This window comes from Pseudoalteromonas sp. SG45-5, from assembly GCF_014164085.1.
GTDB lineage: Bacteria > Pseudomonadota > Gammaproteobacteria > Enterobacterales > Alteromonadaceae > Pseudoalteromonas > Pseudoalteromonas aliena.
The window spans coordinates 22738-43199 of sequence record NZ_JACJEM010000015.1 but is presented as its reverse complement, the minus strand read 5'-3'; the positions used below and the strand labels follow the sequence as shown (position 1 = coordinate 43199).

The following is a 20462-nucleotide window of genomic DNA, read 5'->3' as shown; positions in this document are numbered from 1 at the left end:
ACTAGTGTAAGACTAGGAGTAAATAAAATGAATCAAAAATATGAGCATTATTATGTACCAGATCAAAGCCCATGGCCCATTGTGGGTGCTATTGCATTGTTTTTTATAGCAGTGGGCGCAGGCTTAACGGTTATGGATGTTGGAAAAGAATCTGGCGGTGGTATTTATCTACTTTATGCCGGAATTGCTGTGCTTTTATATATGTTGTTTAGTTGGTTTAAAAATGTAATTAGTGAGTCGGACCAAGGTTTGTATTCAGCGCAAATGGATCGCTCTTTTAGGCAAGGTATGAGCTGGTTTATTTTTTCTGAAGTTATGTTTTTTATGGCTTTTTTTGGTGCGCTGTTTTATGCGCGGGTTCTGTCGGTTCCATGGCTTGGGGGGGCTGGTAATAATGCAATGACTAACGAAGTGCTTTGGCCTACCTTTGAAGCTGTTTGGCCCTTACTTTCAACACCTGCTGGAGAAACCACTCAGGCTATGGGTTGGCAAGGTTTGCCACTTATAAATACCTTAATACTACTTACCTCGTCGGTTACTTTGCATTTTGCCCATGTTGCGATGGAAAACAATAAACGCACCCCACTTAAAGTATTTTTAGGGGCTACTGTTTTATTGGGGGTTTGCTTTTTAGGACTGCAAGTTGAGGAGTATATACATGCATATAATGATCTTAATTTAACCTTAGATGCCGGTGTTTACGGTAATACGTTCTTTTTATTGACGGGTTTTCATGGCATGCATGTAACGCTCGGCACCGTACTTTTATTGGTTATACTTTTACGCATTCTAAAAGGGCATTTTACTAAAGATAAGCACTTTGCTTTTCAGGCTGCTGCTTGGTATTGGCACTTTGTAGATGTGGTGTGGTTGTGTTTATTTGTATTTGTGTATGTGCTGTAGTGGCCATAGGCGAGTTATTCGCTTTAATAAATCCAAGCTTAAGTGCTGCAATCACAACAACTAAAACAACCACGGAAAACACTACGCGACGACCTAAAAAGTGGGACATGGGTCGTCCACCTGTTTTCCCAGAGACCATAATAAATAATGCTCTAAATAAGTTAAAAAGTATAAATATTAACAACAGTACGATAATAATTTTAATAATCACTGAGTTGACCCTTTATGCAGTTAGTTTTATGGCACAAACAAAAGCTTAGTTCAATAATCTCACTTTGTATGGTTGTGGCTGTTGTGTTGGTCTGCGTGCGCTTAGGTTTTTGGCAATTACAGCGCGGCGAGCAAAAGCAACAGCAGCTAATTGCCATTGCTGAGTTGCAAACTCGTGGCGTTATGAGCTGGCCTCAATTACTTAACTTGCCGGATAGTTGGAACAAAACAGGCGTATTAGTGGAGCTAAAAGGGCAGTTTGTACAAAACCACTATTGGCTTTTAGATAACCAAGTTTACAACGGGCAAGTAGGATACGATTTACTCGCTTTGCTAAAGCCCGATAGTGATCCTAAAGTGATTTTAGTTAATTTGGGGTGGATAAAAGCGCCCATATCGAGAGATGTTTTGCCACAAGTTACTCTCCCAAATGGCGATTTTATTCTAAAAGCACAAATAAAAGAAAATAACCTCAGTGGTTTTACACTTGAAAATAAAGCTACAAATAATGACTTACCTACACGAATCCAATCTATTGATTTGAATATGCTAAGTGCTCAAAGCCAGCAATCATTAATTAATTTTATGGCTTATCGACAAGGTAGTGGTGATGAAATTGCTATACCTCATTACGAGGCTGTAGTGATGAGTCCTCAAAAACATAATGCTTACGCCGTGCAGTGGTTTCTAATTGCTGTTGCATGTGTTGTTGTCGCTATTTTTGCAAGTAAAAAAAGGACACATAATGAAAAGTAACCCTCTTTTATTGTTTGTAGGTTGCTGTGCTATACCGCTAATTTTGGCATATGGCGCACTGAAATTTGATTGGTTGCCAACTGCCATTACTAATCATGGTGAGTTTTTAAGTGAAAACGTTAAATTTGAAAACTGGCCGCAAAGCAATCCAAAACAGTGGACCATTGCACTTAACTATTCAAGTCAATGTAATACGCCCTGTAGCGAGCAACTTGAAGCACTAAATAACTTATATATAGCGCTTGGTAAAAATCAAGGCAAGGTTGATATGGCAATAATGGGGCGCCCTGATGATAAAACATCGCCTTGGAAAATTATTGCTGAGCAACAAAGCTTACAACCTGCAAGTTTGTATTTAATCGATCATATGGGGTTAGTCGTGCTGGAATATCCTTTTAAGGCGCAACCACAAGAAAATCGTTTGGTGCAAAAGGGACTGTTAAAAGATTTAAAAAAACTACTTAATTATTCACGTTCAAGCTAGCTAGTTCTATTTGGTTTAAGTTGGAGTATTCGATGTATAAAAATTATAAAAACTTAGTATTAGTAACTGGACTGCTGGCTTTAATTGTTGTGGCGCTAGGTGCTTACACTCGCTTAAGCGACGCAGGCCTGGGTTGCCCTGATTGGCCAGGCTGTTATGGTTTTTTAACAGTTCCTAAGCATGAGGCCGATATTGCGCTTGCTACACAGAGCTATCCAGACATGATGTTCGAAACAGCTAAAGCGTGGAAAGAAATGATTCATCGTTACTTTGCCGGCACGCTTGGGTTACTCATTTTAGCTTTATTTATACTCGCTTTTTTAAAGCGTCAATACCCAACAACGCCAGTGAAGTTACCATTGTTATTGTTATTGTTGGTTGTATTTCAAGCTGCACTAGGTATGTGGACTGTGACTATGAATTTACAACCGTTAATAGTAATGGGCCATTTACTTGGAGGTTTTAGTATTTTATCGCTTATTACTTTGTTGTATTTAAGGTTAACAGCAAAGCTGATTATGGGCGGTGATGAGGGAGCTAAGCACTACTTTGGATTAAGTCTAATTGCGCTTGGTGTGCTTGTGATACAAATAGCGTTAGGTGGCTGGCTTGCTGCAAATTATGCAGCTCCCCATTGTAGTGGTTTGCCATTTTGTAATTATGCACAGCCGTTTTCATTAAGTAGCGTGTTTCAATTACCGTTAGAGCACAGTAGTTATGAGTTTGGCGTGCTATCGCAGCAAGCGCGAATGTCTATTCATTTATTACACCGCATTTGGGCATTAGTTACTTGTGTCGTTTTGGCATTCGTTATGTGGAAAATATACAGCGAGGCTTACTCTCAAAAGATTAAAAATTGTGTTGTAAGTGTATTGTTTTTTCTGTTTTGCCAAATTAGCTTAGGACTTATTTTAGTACATTGGCACTTCCCGTTAGGTGTTGCGCTAGCGCATAACTTAATGGCTGCCATACTGTTATTGAGTATGGTTAGGCTATGTTATTACTTAAAATCACGCACATAAAGGGGAAATGTTATGGCACTTACAATTGATAAAAAAGCAATACTACCCGCTAATACTCAGCCGTTGGCTTTACGCAGTTATAATTTGCTACAGGATTATTTGGCAATTAGTAAATTTAAAGTGGTAGCAATGCTTGTATTAACAGCTTGGGTTGGATTAGCACTAGCTCCCGATGTTGGGCGTGGTATAGCGGTACAATTTATTAGTTTGTTAGGCATAGGGCTACTTTCTGCGGCAGCTGCTGTTATTAATCATGTAGTTGACAGCGAGATAGATTCTAAAATGGCACGAACCCGTCACCGCCCAGTGGCTAAGGGGCGTTTAAGTAAAATGCACGCTCTTAGTTTTGCGGCTGTTATTGGGGTGGCAGGTTTTATTATGTTGATGATTTGGGCCAATACTCTAACAGCTGTCTTAACGCTGTTTGCCTTGGTAGGGTATGCTTTTGTTTATACGTCATTTTTAAAGCGTGCAACACCACAGAATATTGTTATTGGAGGGTTAGCTGGTGCAATGCCACCATTATTAGGTTGGGTATCAGAAACAAACCAAATGGCAGCCGCTCCTTGGCTATTGGTGATGATTATATTTACGTGGACCCCACCACACTTTTGGGCACTGGCCATAGCGCGAAAAAGCGATTATGAACGCGCTAAAATACCTATGTTGCCGGTAACACACGGTATTGATTTTTGTAAAACGTGTGTGGTTGCTTACTCTGTTTTACTCGCTGTTGTTTGTGTACTGCCTTATTTAATTGGTATGTCGGGATTAATATATTTGATAGGCGCATGTGTATTAAATGCAGTATTTATTTATAAAGCAGTTAAGTTAAAAATTGCCGGAAATGATGAGATTGCAATGGATTTATTTCGTTTTTCGATTGTTCATTTAATGGTACTCTTTGTGGTCTTATTTATAGATAAATGGCTCCCTTTATGAAGCAGTTATGGCTTGGATTAATTGTTGTTTTAGCTTTGTTTTTATCAGCATGTTCTAATGAGAATAGCCCTCCAGATGTTAATGCGTTGGTTTACGAAAAGGCAAAACCATTATCTGATTTTACGCTAAATGATCAGCATGGCGAATTGGTCACTAAACAGCAGTTTGTAGGTCAATGGAATTTAGTGTTTTTAGGTTATACAAGTTGCCCAGATATTTGCCCTTTAACACTGGCTAAGCTAAATGTGGTGTATAAAAATCTAAAAGCGGATTATCCATTGCAAATTTGGTTCCTATCGGTTGATCCTAATCGAGATACATCTGCAAAGAGAAAGCAATATATAGATTATTTTAACCCTGATTTTTTAGCCGTATCTGGTGAGCATAAACATCTTTTTCCGGTAGTCAGAGAGCTTGGTTTAATTTATGCGATTAGCGATAGTAGCGAGTCAGAATATGCAGTAGATCATAGTGCCTCAGTCGCGATGGTTGACCAGAGTGGTGCACTAAGAGCTATATTCAAACCTGAATTTAAGCAAGGTAGTGTACCGCTCATTAACGCGACTCAGCTTACCGAAGAATTTACAAAAATAGCGAACTACTATAGAAACTAGTTTTTTACTTTTTACCAATTTTAAAGGGGCTTTATGCTCCTTTTTACGTTTTTTCACTTCAATTCAAAATTAATCATGCATTTTATGGCAATTTCATTAACTAGGTCTAAGCTTTTATTATGATCTGAATTAACAGGGAATGTGCTCATTAAATGTTAAAGCTTCCTAGCGAACTTGCCATCACACAAGTTGAAATACTGCATCAAGATTTACTACAAGAGCTTCATAGCAACGACGACATTTGCCTTGATATTAGCGATGTGATTTCTGCTGATACGGCTTCAATTCAACTTTTATGCGCTTTACAAAAACATCTACTCACCATACAGCATAAAATAATATGGGTAGGCAGTAGTAAGGCTTTAACACATACAATTAATCAGCTGGGATTAAGCCAGTACTTAATAATTGACAGTAAAGGTTAGGGGTGTATATGAAAAAAATTTTAGCGGTGGATGATTCTGCATCAATGCGTCAGATGGTGAGTTTTACTTTAAAAACAGCAGGGTTTGATGTAACTGAAGCAAAAGATGGTAGTGAAGCACTTGCTATAGCTAAGCAGCAAGATTTTGATGCCGTCATTTCTGATGTGAACATGCCAATAATGGATGGGATTACATTAATCCGAGAGCTGCGTACATTGCCCAATTATAAATTTACGCCGCTACTAATGCTAACTACAGAGTCTGGATTAGAAAAAAAAGTAGAAGGTAAAGCCGCTGGCGCGACTGGATGGGTTGTTAAGCCATTTAATCCTGAGCAGCTGCTCGCGGTAATTAAAAAGGTTATTCGTTAGCGAAGGAGTACAGCGTGAGTATAGATTTAAGTCAATTTTTTGAAGTTTTCTTTGAAGAGAGTTTTGAAGGCCTAGATACCATGGAGGCTGAGCTCTTAAACTTGGTGCCTGGAGAGGAAGACTTAGAAACTATAAACACTATATTTAGAGCTGCTCACTCGATTAAAGGAGGAAGCGGGACCTTTGGCTTTAGCTCTGTTGCTGATTTCACTCATGTACTTGAAACACTATTAGATCAAATTCGCCAAGGAGAGCGAGAGCTTGGCACTGAACATGTTAATTTGTTACTCAAAGCAGTTGATTGTTTACGTGGATTGCTTGCTGCACTTCAAGCAGAGCAAGATCCTGATCTAACTGAGGCAGATTCCTTACGCATACAATTTGAAAGCGTACTAGGAATGAAAAACGATAGCCAAGAAAGCATATCTCAAAGCGAAAATCAAAAACCAGACAGTAATACCTACCAAATTGATTTTAAGCCTCATCATCATTTATTTAAAACAGGCAATGAACCTCTATATATGATTGGTGAGCTTCAAGAGCTTGGCGACTTAGAAACGACCGTATTTTATGACGAAGTTCCTGATATTACAGATTTAAGCAGCGATGAATGTTTTTTACACTGGCGCTTTTTCTTAAATACAAGCCGTGATGAAAGCGCGATAAAAGAAGTTTTTGAATGGGTTGAAGATGACTCCGACATCACTATTGAACTATGTGGTGGCGTATTTACTGACGATGATCAAACATCAACAAGTAAAAATTCGAGCGATAATATACCCCAAGCTATTGAAACTGAAACATCAAAACCAGTAGTCGTAGCACCACCAACAAGCGTTAAATCGCCTAGCAATCCAATATCTCCAGCAGCAAGTACAAATAAAAAAACAGCAACAACCCCTGAATCTACTTCTATTCGTGTCGGTATTGATAAGGTTGATTCATTGATAAACATGGTTGGCGAACTCGTGATTACACAAGCCATGCTCAATCAACTGAGCGAGCAAGAAATTACGCCCGCGACTATCACGTCTTTGCAAGAAGGTTTAGCGCAATTAGCGCATAACACACGTGATTTACAAGAAAATGTAATGCGCATACGCATGCTCCCCATTAACTTTGTATTTAGTCGTTTTCCGCGTTTGGTCCGTGATATAGCGCAAAAGCTAAATAAACAGGTAGAGCTGAAGTTGATTGGAGAGCAAACTGAGCTTGATAAAACCGTGATGGAAAAAATATCAGATCCTATGGTGCACTTGGTTAGAAACTCGCTCGATCATGGTTTAGAGACGGTTGAGCAAAGAGTGCTTGCTGGAAAAGATCCTGTAGGCACGGTTACTTTAAATGCATTTCATCAAGGCGGTAATATTGTGATTGAGATAATGGATGATGGGCAAGGACTCAACACACAAAAAATTAGATCAAAAGCAATAAGTAACGGGTTAATTTCAGCAGATAACAGTCTTAGTGATGATGAAATTAATGAGCTTATTTTTATGCCAGGCTTTTCGACTATGGACAAAGTAAGTGATTTATCGGGCCGTGGTGTGGGCATGGATGTTGTAAAGCGAAATATTCAATCATTAAACGGCTCAGTAGAAGTAACATCTGCTCCAGGGGTTGGCTCTACATTTACGATTAGGTTACCCCTTACATTAGCTATTTTAGATGGTCAACTCGTTAAAGTGAGTCAGCATACTTATATTATTCCACTTATTTCGATTGTGGAGTCACTACAAATAGATATAGCAAAGGTGAGCCGAGTAGGTAAAAACCTCGATGTACTTAGACTTCGAGATGAATATATTCCGATTTTAAGACTCTACGATATTTTTAATCATAACAATGCGATTGAATCATTAGATAAAACTCTACTTGTGGTTGTTGAAACCGACAACCAAAAGGTAGGGTTACTTGTTGATGATTTACTGTCTCAACAGCAGGTGGTTATTAAAAGTTTAGAGGCTAATTACCACAAGGTTGATGGTGTATCAGGGGCAACAATTTTAGGCGATGGGCGCGTATCACTCATTGTTGATATTAGTGGTTTGATAAAACTTTCAGGTTTGAAAAAACCAGGTAGCCAAGAGCTAAGCCTTGAACCAAGCGTCGCCCTGGAGGCGTTATGATTTCCGATCAAAACCAGCTAAGTAACCAATTAAATCTTCAGCAGCAACAAGGTATAAAGCAGTTTTTAACTTTTATGATGGCCGATGAAGAGTACGGTGTGGATATTTTAACAGTGCAAGAAATTCGGAGCTGGGAAGAAATTACAGTGCTACCTAATGCACCTGAGTTCGTAAAAGGCGTTATTAATTTACGTGGAACGATAGTTCCAATAATTGATTTACGATTACGCTTTGGATTACCAAGTACTGATTATGGCCCTCTAACTGTTGTTATTGTTGTCAAAATAAAATTTGAACAAGGTAGCAAAATTATAGGGATAACAGTGGATGCTGTTTCAGATGTTTACAGCATTGCAGAGCAAGATGCTAAAGCAGTACCAAATATATCTGACTCAAATAATTGTGAGTATGTAGCTGGTTTAGTCAATGTTGGTGAAAAGATGGTGGCATTAATTGACCTGCAAAAAACAATGAACATTTAGCCAAAGAATAGCTAAATAAAGTACTCAAAATAAACTTAAAGGTGGTGATGGGCATGGGATGGTTTAGTAATCCAAAGCAGTCAAAATCAAGTAATGATTTAATTGTAGATGCATTAAATAAGTCATTAGCTGTGATTGAGTTTGAACCTAGTGGTGCAATAATTACTGCTAATGCTAACTTTCTTAACGTAATGGGGTATCGGTTAGAAGAGGTTCAAGGGCGGCACCACTCTTTATTTTTGAATGATGATGATTCGCAAAGTGATAGTTATAAAAGCTTTTGGCAACGCTTACGCAATGGTGAGTTTATTTCAGATGAGTTTAAGCGTTTTGCTAAAAACGGTAAAGAAGTGTGGATTCAGGCTACTTACAATCCAATTCTTGATTCGAAAGGTCAAGTACTTAAAGTCATTAAATTTGCTACAGATATCACCGAGCAAAAGCTTATATCGGCAAATGCTTCTGGACAGATTAATGCGATCAGCAAATCTCAAGCGGTCATTGAGTTCAACTTAGATGGCACTATTATTAACGCTAATGAAAATTTTTTAAATGCGCTTGGCTATAAGCTCAGTGAGATTGAAGGACAACACCATAGATTATTTGTTGAACCTGAATATGCAGATAGTGATGAATATCAAGAATTTTGGGCAAAACTAGGCCGTGGAGAATTTGATTCTGGTGAATACTTAAGAATTGGTAAACATGGTAAAGAGGTATGGATACAAGCTTCTTACAACCCAATTTTTGATATGAATGGTAAACCATATAAAGTTATTAAATACGCATCTGACATTAGTGCACAAAAAGAATTAGAAAAGTCATCTCGAAAGGCCGCAGATTTAGCAAGTGCTCTCAAAGTATGCCAAGCAAGCGTAATGATTGCTGATAAAAATCTTAATATTGTATTTGTGAACGATCGAGTTCAAGAAATGCTTAAGGTCCGAGAAAAGGAACTGCAAACAGTATTACCGAGTTTCTCTGTTGATAATTTGGTCGGAACTTGTGTTGATGATTTTCATAAAAAAGCATCGCACCAACGTGAGTTATTAAAAAACTTAGAGAAACCACATAAAGCTGAATTACGCTTAGCGGGGCTTATTTTTACCTTGATTGCATCGCCTTGGATAAGCCATGAGGGAAAAAGGCTAGGCACTATAGTTGAGTGGGAAGATATTACAAACGACGTTGCAAAGGCGGAAAAAGAACGTCGAGCAGCACAAGAAAATCTACGTGTACGTCAAGCATTAGATACAGTAGCGACGAATACAATGATTGCAGATGTATCAAACGTTATTGTTTATATGAATGCTGCTGTTAGAAACATGATGAGTATTGCTGAAAAAGATTTACAAAAAGATTTACCTAATTTCGACAGTACAAAGTTAATAAATCAGAACATTGACATATTTCACAAAAACCCAGCGCATCAGCAAAATCTACTTGCCAAATTAACAAATACTTACAGCACCGAAATTAAAGTGGGCGGACGCACATTTGGTTTAGTGGCTAACCCTATATTGACATCAGAGCAAGAGAAAATAGGTACCGTGGTTGAGTGGGAAGACAGAACCGCACAGGTTGCAATTGAAAAAGAAATTGCCCAGCTTATTGCTGCTGCTGGGAGTGGGGAATTAGATGCAAGAGTTATGGAAGAGGGGAAACAAGGGTTTTTCCTACGCTTGGCACAAGGGTTAAATAGCTTAGTAAAAATAGTCGACGATACAGTTGCAGACACTGGCAATATGCTCAGTGCAATGGCGAGTGGTGACTTATCAAAACGGATTGAAAAAGATTATAAAGGCTCATTTGAAAAATTAAAACGTGATGCTAATGCGACGGCAGATAAGTTAACTGAAGTAATTAATCGTATAAATTCATCAGCAACGTTGGTAGCCAGTGGCGCAGAGGAAATATCACAAGGGAATACAGATTTAAGTCAACGAACAGAAGAGCAAGCTTCCTCGCTAGAGGAAACAGCATCAAGCATGGAGGAAATGACCAGTACAGTTCGTCAAAATGCAGATAACGCCAAAGTTGCAAACGATCTAGCTGAAGAAACATGTGAAAAGGCGATTCAAGGCGGTGAAGTTGTTAATAAAGCAGTAATAAGTATGTCGGCTATTAATGAGTCGAGCAAAAAGATTGCAGATATTATTGGTGTAATTGATGAAATAGCATTTCAAACTAACTTATTAGCGCTTAATGCTGCAGTTGAAGCGGCAAGAGCGGGTGAGCAAGGGCGTGGTTTTGCAGTGGTTGCTGGTGAGGTACGAAACTTAGCGCAACGCTCTGCAGGTGCAGCGAAAGAAATTAAAGAGTTAATAAGAGATAGTGTAGGTAAAGTGGCCGATGGTTCTCAATTAGTGAATGAGTCAGGCGCGACGCTAAAAGAAATTGTTGTATCGGTACAACGAGTCACGCAAATGATTTCTGATATTACAGAAGCATCCGAAGAGCAAAGTGCCGGTATCGAACAGGTTAATAAAGCTATTTCTCAAATGGATGAAATGACGCAACAAAATGCAGCTCTAGTAGAGCAAGCTTCTGCAGCTGGTGAGTCGATGGCTGAACAAGCTAATGAGATGCGCCGCTTACTTAATTTTTTCTCATTAGGTCAGCAAGATATGGCAATCATTTCGCCGACGGTGCGAACACCTGAACTATCCCATAAACCACAAAGCAGCTTTATTCGAAGTACACCCAGAGGCGATAACTTTGTTGATTCAGCTGATGAGTGGGAAGAGTTTTAACAGCTTTACTGAGAGCGAATAATGAAAGAGTTTTTATGTACGGATCGCGACTTTAAAGAGATTGCTAGTTTAGTTTATGACGCATGCGGTATTGTTTTAGGTGATCATAAACGTGAAATGGTTTACTCACGTTTAGCAAGGCGTATTAGAGAGCGAAAGCTAAATAATTTTGAAGCTTATTTAGAATACTTAAAGGGTAATAAAGATCAGGAGTTTGATGCATTTATTAATGCAATAACAACTAACTTAACGTCTTTTTTTCGTGAGATACATCACTTTGAATTTATTAGAACCCAGCTTATACCTGATCTTCTAAAAGCAAATAAACAGAGTAAGCGAGTGAGGATTTGGTCTGCTGGTTGTTCAACAGGTGAAGAGCCTTACAGCTTAGCGATGACAATATATAACGCATTTCCAAGTACTTGGGACGTAAAAATATTAGCCACAGATTTGGATTCTAACGTACTGGAGAAAGCACAAAAGGGTATTTATACAGCTGCTAATGTGAATGGATTAGAACCAGCGCAACTTAAGCGTTGGTTTTTAACGAGTAAAGACGGTGAAAGCTATAAAGTTAAAGATAAACTACAAGAATCTATCTCATTTAAGCGCTTAAATTTGTTGCAAGACTGGCCTATGAAAGGGTCGTTCGATCTTATTTTATGTCGAAATGTTGTTATTTATTTTGATAAAGAAACAAAAGATCAGCTTTTTCAGCGCTACGCTAACATACTAAATTCGCAAGGTTATTTGTTTTTGGGTCACTCAGAGAGTATGGGTAAAGAGCATTCGCAATTTAAAAATTTAGGAAAAACTATGTACCAAAAGAGCGCTGATGCACGCTGAACTTAGGCCCGTATTACCTAGCTTTGAGCACATAAAGCGATATTGGGATTCAGGCAGAGACAGTGTTGTTGCTAAGGTGCTTCCAGGTGAATTTTATGTTTCTAAAAATAACGAGCTTATTTCTACCGTGCTGGGGTCATGCATTGCTGCCTGTGTTTATGATGAGAGCTTGGGAATTGGAGGGATGAACCATTTTATGCTTCCTATTCAGAAAGACACAGATCTGAAAAATGCGCATAGTTTGAGTTGCCGATACGGTAACTGGGCTATGGAGTACCTTATAAATGAGGTGTTAAAAAATGGAGCGTCTCGCCATAACTTAAAAATAAAATTGTTTGGGGGCGGTAAAATTATCAGTGCGATGACTGATATTGGACTGGGAAATATTAGTTTTGCAATGGCTTATATTGAAGAGGAAGCGTTAAATTTAGTTGCTCATGATATGGGGGGGCCATGGCCTCGAAAAATATTTTTTCATCCGCACACCGGTAAAGTCTATATGAAAAAATTAAGAAATTTACATAACAACACGATTGAAAAACGCGAAGTACGTTATTTGCAAAACCTTAAAAAGCAAGAAGTAACAACAAATATAGAGCTGTTTTAGGAGTATGCATGATTAAAGTATTGATAATAGATGACTCTCCTCTAATTAGGCGTTTACTCACAGAGATATTACAGCAGGCTAAAGATATCACGGTAGTCGGTAGTGCTGAGGACCCTTACGAAGCACGCGAGATGATAAAAAAACTCAACCCCGATGTGCTAACACTTGACGTAGAAATGCCAAAAATGGATGGTATTAGTTTTTTAAAAAACTTAATGCGATTAAGGCCTATGCCTGTAGTGATGATTTCTACGTTAACCCAAAAAGGCTCGCCTATCACATTAGAGGCATTAGAATTAGGGGCTATTGATTTTATAGCTAAACCTACCAACAATATAAAAGAGCACATGAGCCAATACGCATCATTGGTTCAGCAAAAGGTGCGAGTAGCAGCCGGCGCAAGAGTAAGAAGCGCTAAAAAAGGAGTCATTATAAATGAGCCTATTCATGTTAATGCTCAATTTTCACTAAATAAAATAATAGCGATAGGTGCTTCAACCGGCGGTACAGAAGCGATAAAAGAAGTGCTGACTAAAATGCCCAAAAATTGCCCTCCGATTGTTATTACACAGCATATTCCGCCGGTGTTTAGTACTTCGTTTGCTGAGCGAATGAATCGTACATGCATAATAAATGTAAAAGAGGCTGAGCATGGCGATAAGCTGAATGCTGGTTGGGCGTATATAGCACCTGGAGGCTTTCATTTAAGCATTAAAAAGCAAGGCATAGGCTTGTATTGCCAGCTTGATGATAACGACCCTGTTAACAGGCACAAGCCTGCTGTAGATGTATTATTTAATTCATTAATCGAAATAGGAGCTAAAAATATAGTTGCCGCAATTCTTACCGGTATGGGTAGTGATGGCGCAAAAGGACTGCTTGCATTAAAACAAAATGGCGCTTACACCATAGCTCAGGATGAGTATTCATCTGTTGTGTGGGGGATGCCAAAAGCAGCTGTAGAATTAGATGCAGTTAATGAAGTAGTTGCTCTTGATAAAGTGGCTCAGAGTCTTTTAAAGCAGATTATTAAAAATTAACTTAGGCTAAAAAGCCTAAGTTATAATTCGCGCCAAATGCCATCAAAATGCAAAGTACGATGTTTTACGAGAGCTTAGGGCGTGTAATTTTGTAATAATACCAATCGGCATAAGTGTTTGAGCAACTTAATTAAATCACCTCATAATGTCGTTAAAATTTTTTATTTAGAACACTATTGCAAGTAAGCTCAACGTAGTTAGCGCTGAAAATAGCTGCTTTGTTATTGAATAACCCAAGGCTGAGAAAACCAGTAATAGCTGCTAGGGTTTTCAATGGAAGGCGCAGTGCAATTAAAGCGAGAGCGGCCCTTTTTAAGTGCTTGGGGTGACGTCACTTCAACCGTATTTTTATTTATCCAGTTTAAGTTTGCTTGGCCAATACTTGATACATAGCAGGCAAATTGTGTTTTGTGAAAACCACCCATTTTAAACTCAATAGTTAACTTGGGTGGATTGTTTTGCGTCACACTATCTTGGTAAGTTAAATTAGTAATGCTGAACGCTCGAGAATTAATTTTAGTTGTTAACGTCTCTAAATTGCTATAAAAACCAGAGGCAGGAAAACGTGGTAAACGACTGAAATTTGAGTCTTTACTTACCGCTCCAGAATGCTGTCCAATTCCAATAAAGCCAAGCTCAGTTATAAGGGTTTGTAGTTGATTACTAAATTCCCCATATGGGTAAGCTAAGTACTTGTAGTCTTGGCCAATTTCTTCTTTTATACGCTGTTGTGAGTGTAAAATATCTTGCTTAATACGTACTTTCCATTGCGCGGTGGTTTCATTTTCAAGCTTAATATGCAAATAATTGTGTTGAGCACTGTGGTTACTTATAAGCGCCCCTTTTTTACTTAATTCTTTAAGTTTATCCCAGCCCATCACATAGCTTTGACCTTCATCTATTAATTTGGGGTTTACAAAAATAGTATACGGGTAGCCAAATTGTTCTAAAATAGGTGCTGCTTCATCATAATTATTGTTGTAGCCATCATCAAAAGTGATCGCGATGGTTTTCTCAGGTAAGGTTTGCCCTTGTTGTAAAGCACTGAGTAATTTGTTTAGAGGAATAACATTAAAGTTATTGTCTTTTAAATAATTTAAATGCTTTGTAAAAGTATCAGCGCTAACGCTAGTGACGGCTGGAAGGGTTTCACTAACATGATGGTATTGTAAAATAACGGCTGCTTGAGCGCGTAGAGATAAACTAATGAGAGTAAATAATACTAAATGAAACAATTTCTTATACATAATAAAGCACACCATAAAAGCTTGTTGTTGTTAGCCGGTCCGATGATACTATCAAACATCACAGTACCACTGTTAGGAATTGTTGATACTGCCGTTATTGGTCATTTAGGTAGCGCTCACTATTTAGCCGGTATTGCACTAGGCTCCGCTGTTATTTCTATTTTATTTTGGTTAGCAGGATTTTTAAGAATGAGTACAACCGGCATGGTTGCTCAGGCCTACGGGCAAAATGATTTAACTCAATTAGCCGCCTTACTTAAGCGAAGCTTATTACTTGCAATCATTGTTGCTGTATTACTTATTGCTCTATCCCCATTAATAAAACACGCTATTGCATTTTTGTCTGCAGCTAATAGCGATGTACTCATTCAAGCGTACCAGTATTTCAGTATCCGTATTTTTAGTGCGCCTGCGGCTTTATGTAATTTAGTGCTGTTAGGCTGGATGCTAGGAGTGCATTACGGCCGAGGACCCTTTTATTTATTATTAGTAACAAATATTGTAAATATAGTGCTCGATATTTACTTTGTAGTTTACCTAGATTGGGCGGTTGCTGGTGCTGCATGGGCATCACTTATTGCTGATTACACAGCACTTGTCTTTGCACTTTTTTTGGTGGTTAAGTTAGCTAAAAAACAAGCAATAGAATTAAGTGTACCGAATTGGTTTAGCTTTAAAAAAATGGCGGGTTTACTTAGTTTAAACCGTGATATTTTTATTCGCTCTTTGGTACTGCAATTGTGTTTTAGCTTTATGACTTTTTACGGCGCCCGAATTGGCGAAACGACGCTTGCGGCTAATGCCGTGCTGCTTAATTTTTTAATGTTAGTCAGTTTCGCTCTAGATGGTATTGCATATGCCAGTGAGGCAAAAGTAGGGCAAGCAAAAGGTCAAAAAAGCGTATATAACATAGAGCTTTGGGTTAAGATTAGTGTATTTTGGGGGATGTTATTTGGTTTATTATATAGCTTATTTTTTGCAGTTTTTGGCGCTCAAATTATTACGCTTTTAACCAATGTACCAGAGGTTATTAATGAGGCTACACGTTATCTACCATGGATAATTGCATTGCCCTTACTTGCTATGAGCTGTTTTTTGTTTGATGGTATTTTTGTCGGCTTAACACGTGCAAAAGATATGCGAAATAGTATGCTACTTTCAGCTACGGTAGGGTTTTTTGGAGTGTTTTGGGTATTTAGTGAGTTACAAAATAACGGGTTATGGCTAGCTATGAGCATTTTTATGTTAATGCGAGGCATAACTTTAGTTATTAAATATCAAAGACTCAAAGCAAATAACCAGTTGCTAGATTAAGTGCGATGGTGGGCTATTTCCATAAATCGGGATCGTTACTCTTAGGGCCTATATTTTTAATGACCTGAGAAAATCGATTAGCAAAAATACCGCAGTAGCCCCAACCGGCAAAAAATAATGCGGGGACTAAAATTACCACGCCAATTATTTGTAAACTATAATGGGTATAGTACCCAATACATATTAATATTACGGCTAGCACAAACAGTGCTAGACCGCGAAAAAAGCGCGCTAAACTAAGCTTAGGATTGCTTCCTAAGCGGTAGATGAGTGGCTTTAGCATTTATAGGGCTTAATAGTAAGAATGATCGCCTGCTTCGTGATCAGTGATATCGGCAACACCTGTTATCTCTTCAAACTTAGCTATCATTTCTTTTTCAATGCCCTCTTTTAGTGTTACGTCGATCATAGAACAACCGTTACAACCACCACCAAACTGAAGGACAGCAATACCAGCTGCTGTAATCTCTACTAGGCTTACTTGGCCACCGTGGTTAGCCAGTTGCGGGTTTACTTCAGTTTCTAGCATATGTTGTACGCGTTCATTTAATGATGCGTCATCACCAATTTTACGAGCTTTAGCATTAGGTGCTTTTAGAGTCAGCTGGGTGCCCATTTTGTCAGTAACAAAATCAATTTCAGCTTCTTCTAAAAATGGAGCACTTTCTGCATCTACAACGGCATCAAAACCATTAAAATTTAGACGAATATCGCTGGCTTCAACAGCGTCTTCTGGACAATAAGACACACCACATTCCGCTTGTGATGAACCAGGGTTTACAACAAAAACACGAATATTGGTTTGTTGTGATTGATCTGCTAATAGTTTAGCAAAATGCGCTTGCGCTGTTTCGGAAATAGAAATCATAAAAAACGGCTTTATACCTGACTAAATTACTCGGATACTGCATATCATACTCCGCTCATCGTGTTGCGGCTAGTGTTGAGCGTAAAAAGTTGGCATCTATTTTAAGCAGTGGTAGCGTGCGATTAACAAACATTTTTAGAGTGATTTATATGCGGTTCATGTTAGCAGTAATGATGGTACTAGTTAGTTTTTCAAGTGTAGCTAAGCCACTTTCTTATTATTTTGAGCAAGATACACAATTTGATCCTACAATCCCAACGCCCGAAGAAGTACTTGGTTATCAAGTGGGGGAGTGGCATGTGAGGCACGATCAGTTAGTGCGCTATATGGAAGTACTTGCTGACAAAAGTGATCGTATAAATTTTGAAATCATTGGCCGTACGCATGAGCAGCGTCCATTGGTTATGTTAACGATTACCGCAGCTAATCAGTTACCAAACATTGAACAAACTCGTCAAGCGCATCTGGCACGCTTGAGTAATAAAAGTAGTAAAACCAAAGATCAACCTGCTGTAGTGTGGATGGGTTATAGCGTACACGGCAATGAATCATCAGGGAGTAACGCTTCATTGCTGGTGGCTTATTATTTAGCGGCAGCTCAAGGTGCTGAAATAGATCAGCTATTAAATAATACCGTTATTTTACTCGACCCTTCGCTTAACCCGGATGGCTTAGCGCGCTTTGCTAATTGGGCAAACAGTAATCGCGGGATGAACTTATCAAGTGACTCTAAAACCCGTGAGCATGTTGAAAATTGGCCAAGTAGCCGGACCAATCATTATTGGTTTGATTTAAATCGTGACTGGTTATTGCTGCAACATCCGGAGTCGCGAGCGCGTATTGCCAAGTTCCATCAGTGGAAGCCAAATATTTTAACTGATTTTCATGAGATGGGCCCAAATAGTAGTTATTTTTTTCAGCCAGGTATTCCAAGTCGTAAACACCCAATAACACCGGATGAAAATGTGACTTTAACGAAAGCAATTGCTAACTATCATGCAAAAACATTAGATGAAAACAACGCGCTTTATTTTACAGAAGAAAGTTTTGATGATTTTTATTACGGGAAAGGCTCAACCTATCCTGATGTAAATGGTGGAGTAGGCATTTTATTTGAACAAGCGAGTTCTCGTGGGCATATTCAAGAAACTATAAATGGCCCTTTAAGCTTTGCATTTACTATTAAAAATCAGCTATTAACCAGCTTATCAACCTTTAAGGCAGCAGTTGATAACCGCCAAGCATTACTTAATTACCAGGCTAAGTTTTATAATCAGGCTAACGATTTAGCTAATGATGAAAACTATGAAGGCTATGTTGTTGAAGGTGCAAGCGACAACACCCGCATTAAGCACTTTTTAGAGCTCTTAAAGCAACATCAAATTAATGCTTACCCGCTTACTAAATCATTACAAGCAGATGGTAAGAATTTCAGTACACATAGCTATTTTGTACCATTAGCACAACCACAATATCGTTTAGTAAAAGCGATTTTTAGTGAGCAAAAAAACTTTGCCGATAATACTTTTTACGATGTATCTGGCTGGACATTAGCGCATGCGTTTAATTTGCCATTCTCTAAAGTTAAAAGTAGTTGGGGATTAAAGGTTGCTGATAAAGCATGGGAAAAAGTAGCAACCCCATCATTTTCTTCACTCACCGAAGGTTACGCATTTGGTTTTTCGTGGGATGATTATTTAGCCCCTAAAATGCTAAATAGTTTACTTCAGCAAGGTATTAAAGCTCGTGTAGCTCTTAGTTCGTTAACTGCTAAATCAACATCGGGAGAGGTAAGCTTTGAACCTGGCAGTATTATTATACCTGCAGGGTTACAAACAAATATCGACTGGGTTGCTCAGCTTAATAAAGCGCAAAATGAGTTTGGTATTGCAATTAAGCCAATTACTTCAGGTTTAACAAGTAAGGGGGCCGATTTAGGTTCACGCTCAATGGCTGTTGTTAGTGCTCCAAAAGTACTGCTTATTGGCGGGCAAGGCGCGAGCCAGTACGAAGTAGGAGAAGTGTGGTATTACCTAGATCGCTTTGTTGGCGTCGCGCCTACAATTGTTGAAATGAACCGCTTAGGCTCTCTTGAATTAAGTAACTATAGTCATATTGTACTTGCTCATGGCAATTACAGCAGTTTATCTGACGCTGACAAAGTGGCAATTAAAAGCTGGGTAAGAAAAGGTGGCGTTATTTGGGGTCATAAAGGTGGCGCTAAATTTTTAGCCGATCAGCAGTTGCTTAAAGCGAGCTATTTGTCACAACAAGATGTAGCCAGCGCATTTAAGACGACAGGTTTAAGTTATGGCGCTAAAGATCATTTAGCTGGGCGTCAGCGCATTGCAGGTGCTATTTTTAATACTAATATAGATTTAACTCATCCGCTTACATTTTCACTTAAGCGCAATACATTGCCCGTATTCAAAAACAGTACCTGGTTGCTAGAAGCTTCCGATGCGCCGTTCGTAAATGTACTTACCTATACTAAAACCCCATTGTTAGCGGGTTTTGCCGATGCTGTTAATGTTGAGCAAGTTGCTGGCGGAGCTGGTTTAATTGCTCATTCATACGGGCGAGGCACAGTGATAGGTATGACCGACGACCCTGTATTTAGAGGTTACTGGTATGGAACTAGTCGACTACTAAGCAACGCTTTATTTTTTGGTCATACGTTTCGTGCAAATGGCGAATAATACTTTTTAATAATTAAATAGGCGTTAAGCAAGTTGTAAAAGCCCACACTTGTTTAGCGCCTGCTTGTTTTAGTGTATTAGTTGCTGCGTTTAATGTTGCACCTGTTGTCATCACATCATCAATAATAGCGACTGTTTTACCACTGATATCCGCTGTACAAATAAACGCATCTTTTAAGTTTTTAATGCGTTTTGCTTTTGATAGCTCTGATTGCGCTTGGGTTTTTTTACTGCGAATAAGTACGTTACTCAATGGCGCGTAATTAGCTAAGCATGGATGCCATACTTGGCTTACTTGATTAAATCCACGATTTAAAAAGCGGCTTGTGTGTAGCGGTAAAATTATAAACATATCGGGTAATAAAGGGTGATGATCAAAAAAATGTATCAGTTGCCTTTTAATAACTTGTCGCAGTGCCTTTTTATAATAAATTTGATTATTAAATTTAAGTTGTTTAAGCCATAGCTCAAACGGAGATTGATAAAATGCACATGCGAATAATTTATCGAATTCGCAATTAGGAAACATCTGTGCAATATCAGGGCGATTGAGTAAATTAGCGTGAATACTTAGATCAAACAATGGTAAGTCTGCTAAGCAGTAATCGCACAACCCTAAATGTGCATTAATAATGTTTTCACACTGCACACAAGAGGAGGGAAACAGCCAGTCAAAAATAGTATTCGTCATTGCTTTAAACCACACATTGCAATCACCTTCCTAATCGTTATTATGAGCTTAAGTTTGGT

21 protein-coding genes are annotated in these 20462 nt (G+C 38.6%); 16 read left to right on the top strand and 5 right to left on the bottom strand.

Features of this window, described 5'->3' with window-relative positions:
- Positions 1 to 27 precede the first annotated feature (27 nt).
- Positions 28 to 903, top strand: coding sequence for a cytochrome c oxidase subunit 3 (locus tag H5119_RS06670; protein WP_182701674.1), 876 nt, complete (start codon positions 28 to 30; stop codon positions 901 to 903).
- On the opposite strand, the gene H5119_RS20690 is transcribed toward H5119_RS06670, so the two are convergent.
- Entirely contained in the window at positions 806 to 1114 is a 309-nt protein-coding gene (locus H5119_RS20690; RefSeq protein WP_182701673.1) for a DUF2909 family protein, read from the bottom strand. The genes H5119_RS06670 and H5119_RS20690 overlap by 98 nt on opposite strands.
- A gap of 14 nt (positions 1115 to 1128) precedes the next feature.
- On the opposite strand from H5119_RS20690, the gene H5119_RS06660 reads away from it, so the two are divergent.
- The 13 genes from H5119_RS06660 to H5119_RS06600 all read left to right on the top strand — a co-directional run bounded on the left by H5119_RS06660 (position 1129) and on the right by H5119_RS06600 (position 13584).
- On the top strand, positions 1129 to 1869 hold the full coding sequence (locus H5119_RS06660) for an SURF1 family protein (RefSeq protein WP_182701672.1): 741 nt from the start codon (positions 1129 to 1131) through the stop codon (positions 1867 to 1869).
- Positions 1859 to 2353: a transmembrane cytochrome oxidase associated protein gene (locus H5119_RS06655; protein ID WP_182701671.1), complete on the top strand. Its 495-nt coding sequence runs from the start codon at positions 1859 to 1861 to the stop codon at positions 2351 to 2353. Before H5119_RS06660 ends, H5119_RS06655 begins: the two co-directional genes overlap by 11 nt.
- A gap of 32 nt (positions 2354 to 2385) precedes the next feature.
- The gene (locus H5119_RS06650; RefSeq protein ID WP_182701670.1) at positions 2386 to 3375 is read left to right on the top strand and encodes a heme A synthase; all 990 of its coding nucleotides are present in this window, start codon (positions 2386 to 2388) and stop codon (positions 3373 to 3375) included.
- A 12-nt stretch (positions 3376 to 3387) separates the two neighbouring features.
- Complete coding sequence (gene cyoE / locus H5119_RS06645; RefSeq protein ID WP_182701669.1) at positions 3388 to 4317, top strand: heme o synthase; 930 nt, start codon at positions 3388 to 3390, stop codon at positions 4315 to 4317.
- Positions 4314 to 4931 carry an SCO family protein gene (locus H5119_RS06640; RefSeq protein WP_077536368.1) on the top strand — a complete coding sequence of 206 codons (618 nt, stop codon included), beginning with the start codon at positions 4314 to 4316 and terminating at the stop codon, positions 4929 to 4931. Before cyoE ends, H5119_RS06640 begins: the two co-directional genes overlap by 4 nt.
- 152 nt (positions 4932 to 5083) lie before the next feature.
- On the top strand, positions 5084 to 5356 hold the full coding sequence (locus H5119_RS06635; protein ID WP_077536367.1) for an STAS domain-containing protein: 273 nt from the start codon (positions 5084 to 5086) through the stop codon (positions 5354 to 5356).
- 8 nt (positions 5357 to 5364) lie between these two features.
- Complete coding sequence (locus tag H5119_RS06630; RefSeq protein WP_077536366.1) at positions 5365 to 5727, top strand: response regulator; 363 nt, start codon at positions 5365 to 5367, stop codon at positions 5725 to 5727.
- Positions 5728 to 5741: 14 nt separating this feature from the next.
- Positions 5742 to 7856: a chemotaxis protein CheA gene (locus tag H5119_RS06625; protein WP_182701668.1), complete on the top strand. Its 2115-nt coding sequence runs from the start codon at positions 5742 to 5744 to the stop codon at positions 7854 to 7856.
- Positions 7853 to 8338, top strand: coding sequence for a chemotaxis protein CheW (locus tag H5119_RS06620; protein WP_138584717.1), 486 nt, complete (start codon positions 7853 to 7855; stop codon positions 8336 to 8338). Before H5119_RS06625 ends, H5119_RS06620 begins: the two co-directional genes overlap by 4 nt.
- A gap of 53 nt (positions 8339 to 8391) precedes the next feature.
- Positions 8392 to 11091, top strand: coding sequence for a methyl-accepting chemotaxis protein (locus tag H5119_RS06615; protein ID WP_182701667.1), 2700 nt, complete (start codon positions 8392 to 8394; stop codon positions 11089 to 11091).
- Between the two features lie 21 nt (positions 11092 to 11112).
- Positions 11113 to 11937, top strand: coding sequence for a protein-glutamate O-methyltransferase CheR (locus tag H5119_RS06610; protein WP_182701666.1), 825 nt, complete (start codon positions 11113 to 11115; stop codon positions 11935 to 11937).
- Positions 11927 to 12544 (top strand): chemoreceptor glutamine deamidase CheD, encoded by a 618-nt coding sequence (gene cheD / locus H5119_RS06605; protein WP_182701665.1) that lies wholly within the window; start codon positions 11927 to 11929, stop codon positions 12542 to 12544. Before H5119_RS06610 ends, cheD begins: the two co-directional genes overlap by 11 nt.
- Before the next feature lie 8 nt (positions 12545 to 12552).
- Positions 12553 to 13584 carry a chemotaxis response regulator protein-glutamate methylesterase gene (locus H5119_RS06600; RefSeq protein WP_182701664.1) on the top strand — a complete coding sequence of 344 codons (1032 nt, stop codon included), beginning with the start codon at positions 12553 to 12555 and terminating at the stop codon, positions 13582 to 13584.
- A gap of 221 nt (positions 13585 to 13805) precedes the next feature.
- Here H5119_RS06600 and H5119_RS06595 read toward each other — a convergent pair whose 3' ends face one another.
- A complete protein-coding gene (locus H5119_RS06595) occupies positions 13806 to 14831 on the bottom strand; it encodes a polysaccharide deacetylase family protein (RefSeq protein WP_182701663.1) in 1026 nt (341 codons plus the stop codon).
- On the opposite strand from H5119_RS06595, the gene dinF reads away from it, so the two are divergent.
- The gene (dinF, locus tag H5119_RS06590) at positions 14811 to 16145 is read left to right on the top strand and encodes an MATE family efflux transporter DinF (RefSeq protein WP_182701662.1); all 1335 of its coding nucleotides are present in this window, start codon (positions 14811 to 14813) and stop codon (positions 16143 to 16145) included. The two genes, H5119_RS06595 and dinF, sit on opposite strands and share 21 nt — an antisense overlap.
- A gap of 13 nt (positions 16146 to 16158) precedes the next feature.
- Here the strand turns inward: dinF and H5119_RS06585 are convergent, their stop codons facing one another.
- Complete coding sequence (locus H5119_RS06585; RefSeq protein ID WP_077536358.1) at positions 16159 to 16428, bottom strand: hypothetical protein; 270 nt, start codon at positions 16426 to 16428, stop codon at positions 16159 to 16161.
- Positions 16429 to 16437: 9 nt separating this feature from the next.
- The gene (nfuA, locus tag H5119_RS06580; RefSeq protein WP_077536357.1) at positions 16438 to 17013 is read right to left on the bottom strand and encodes a Fe-S biogenesis protein NfuA; all 576 of its coding nucleotides are present in this window, start codon (positions 17011 to 17013) and stop codon (positions 16438 to 16440) included.
- Positions 17014 to 17183: 170 nt separating this feature from the next.
- Between nfuA and H5119_RS06575 the strand changes: the two genes are divergently transcribed.
- The gene (locus tag H5119_RS06575; RefSeq protein WP_404936394.1) at positions 17184 to 19712 is read left to right on the top strand and encodes a M14 metallopeptidase family protein; all 2529 of its coding nucleotides are present in this window, start codon (positions 17184 to 17186) and stop codon (positions 19710 to 19712) included.
- A 13-nt stretch (positions 19713 to 19725) separates the two neighbouring features.
- On the opposite strand, the gene H5119_RS06570 is transcribed toward H5119_RS06575, so the two are convergent.
- The gene (locus H5119_RS06570) at positions 19726 to 20403 is read right to left on the bottom strand and encodes a ComF family protein (protein WP_182701698.1); all 678 of its coding nucleotides are present in this window, start codon (positions 20401 to 20403) and stop codon (positions 19726 to 19728) included.
- Between the last annotated feature and the right edge of the window lie 59 nt (positions 20404 to 20462).

Bases quoted from the DNA above. Each gene is read 5' to 3' on its own strand.
- H5119_RS06655 (WP_182701671.1), top strand. From the start codon at position 1,859: ATGAAAAGTAACCCTCTTTTATTGTTTGTAGGTTGCTGTGCTATACCG.
- H5119_RS06630 (WP_077536366.1), top strand. From the start codon at position 5,365: ATGAAAAAAATTTTAGCGGTGGATGATTCTGCATCAATGCGTCAGATG.
- H5119_RS06585 (WP_077536358.1), bottom strand. From the start codon at position 16,428: ATGCTAAAGCCACTCATCTACCGCTTAGGAAGCAATCCTAAGCTTAGT.
- dinF (WP_182701662.1), top strand. From the start codon at position 14,811: ATGAAACAATTTCTTATACATAATAAAGCACACCATAAAAGCTTGTTG.
- H5119_RS06575 (WP_404936394.1), top strand. From the start codon at position 17,184: ATGATGGTACTAGTTAGTTTTTCAAGTGTAGCTAAGCCACTTTCTTAT.
- H5119_RS06640 (WP_077536368.1), top strand. From the start codon at position 4,314: ATGAAGCAGTTATGGCTTGGATTAATTGTTGTTTTAGCTTTGTTTTTA.
- H5119_RS06610 (WP_182701666.1), top strand. From the start codon at position 11,113: ATGAAAGAGTTTTTATGTACGGATCGCGACTTTAAAGAGATTGCTAGT.
- nfuA (WP_077536357.1), bottom strand. From the start codon at position 17,013: ATGATTTCTATTTCCGAAACAGCGCAAGCGCATTTTGCTAAACTATTA.
- cheD (WP_182701665.1), top strand. From the start codon at position 11,927: ATGCACGCTGAACTTAGGCCCGTATTACCTAGCTTTGAGCACATAAAG.
- H5119_RS06620 (WP_138584717.1), top strand. From the start codon at position 7,853: ATGATTTCCGATCAAAACCAGCTAAGTAACCAATTAAATCTTCAGCAG.
- H5119_RS06570 (WP_182701698.1), bottom strand. From the start codon at position 20,403: ATGACGAATACTATTTTTGACTGGCTGTTTCCCTCCTCTTGTGTGCAG.
- H5119_RS06595 (WP_182701663.1), bottom strand. From the start codon at position 14,831: ATGTATAAGAAATTGTTTCATTTAGTATTATTTACTCTCATTAGTTTA.
- H5119_RS06670 (WP_182701674.1), top strand. From the start codon at position 28: ATGAATCAAAAATATGAGCATTATTATGTACCAGATCAAAGCCCATGG.
- H5119_RS06660 (WP_182701672.1), top strand. From the start codon at position 1,129: ATGCAGTTAGTTTTATGGCACAAACAAAAGCTTAGTTCAATAATCTCA.
- H5119_RS06635 (WP_077536367.1), top strand. From the start codon at position 5,084: ATGTTAAAGCTTCCTAGCGAACTTGCCATCACACAAGTTGAAATACTG.
- cyoE (WP_182701669.1), top strand. From the start codon at position 3,388: ATGGCACTTACAATTGATAAAAAAGCAATACTACCCGCTAATACTCAG.
- H5119_RS06615 (WP_182701667.1), top strand. From the start codon at position 8,392: ATGGGATGGTTTAGTAATCCAAAGCAGTCAAAATCAAGTAATGATTTA.
- H5119_RS06600 (WP_182701664.1), top strand. From the start codon at position 12,553: ATGATTAAAGTATTGATAATAGATGACTCTCCTCTAATTAGGCGTTTA.
- H5119_RS06650 (WP_182701670.1), top strand. From the start codon at position 2,386: ATGTATAAAAATTATAAAAACTTAGTATTAGTAACTGGACTGCTGGCT.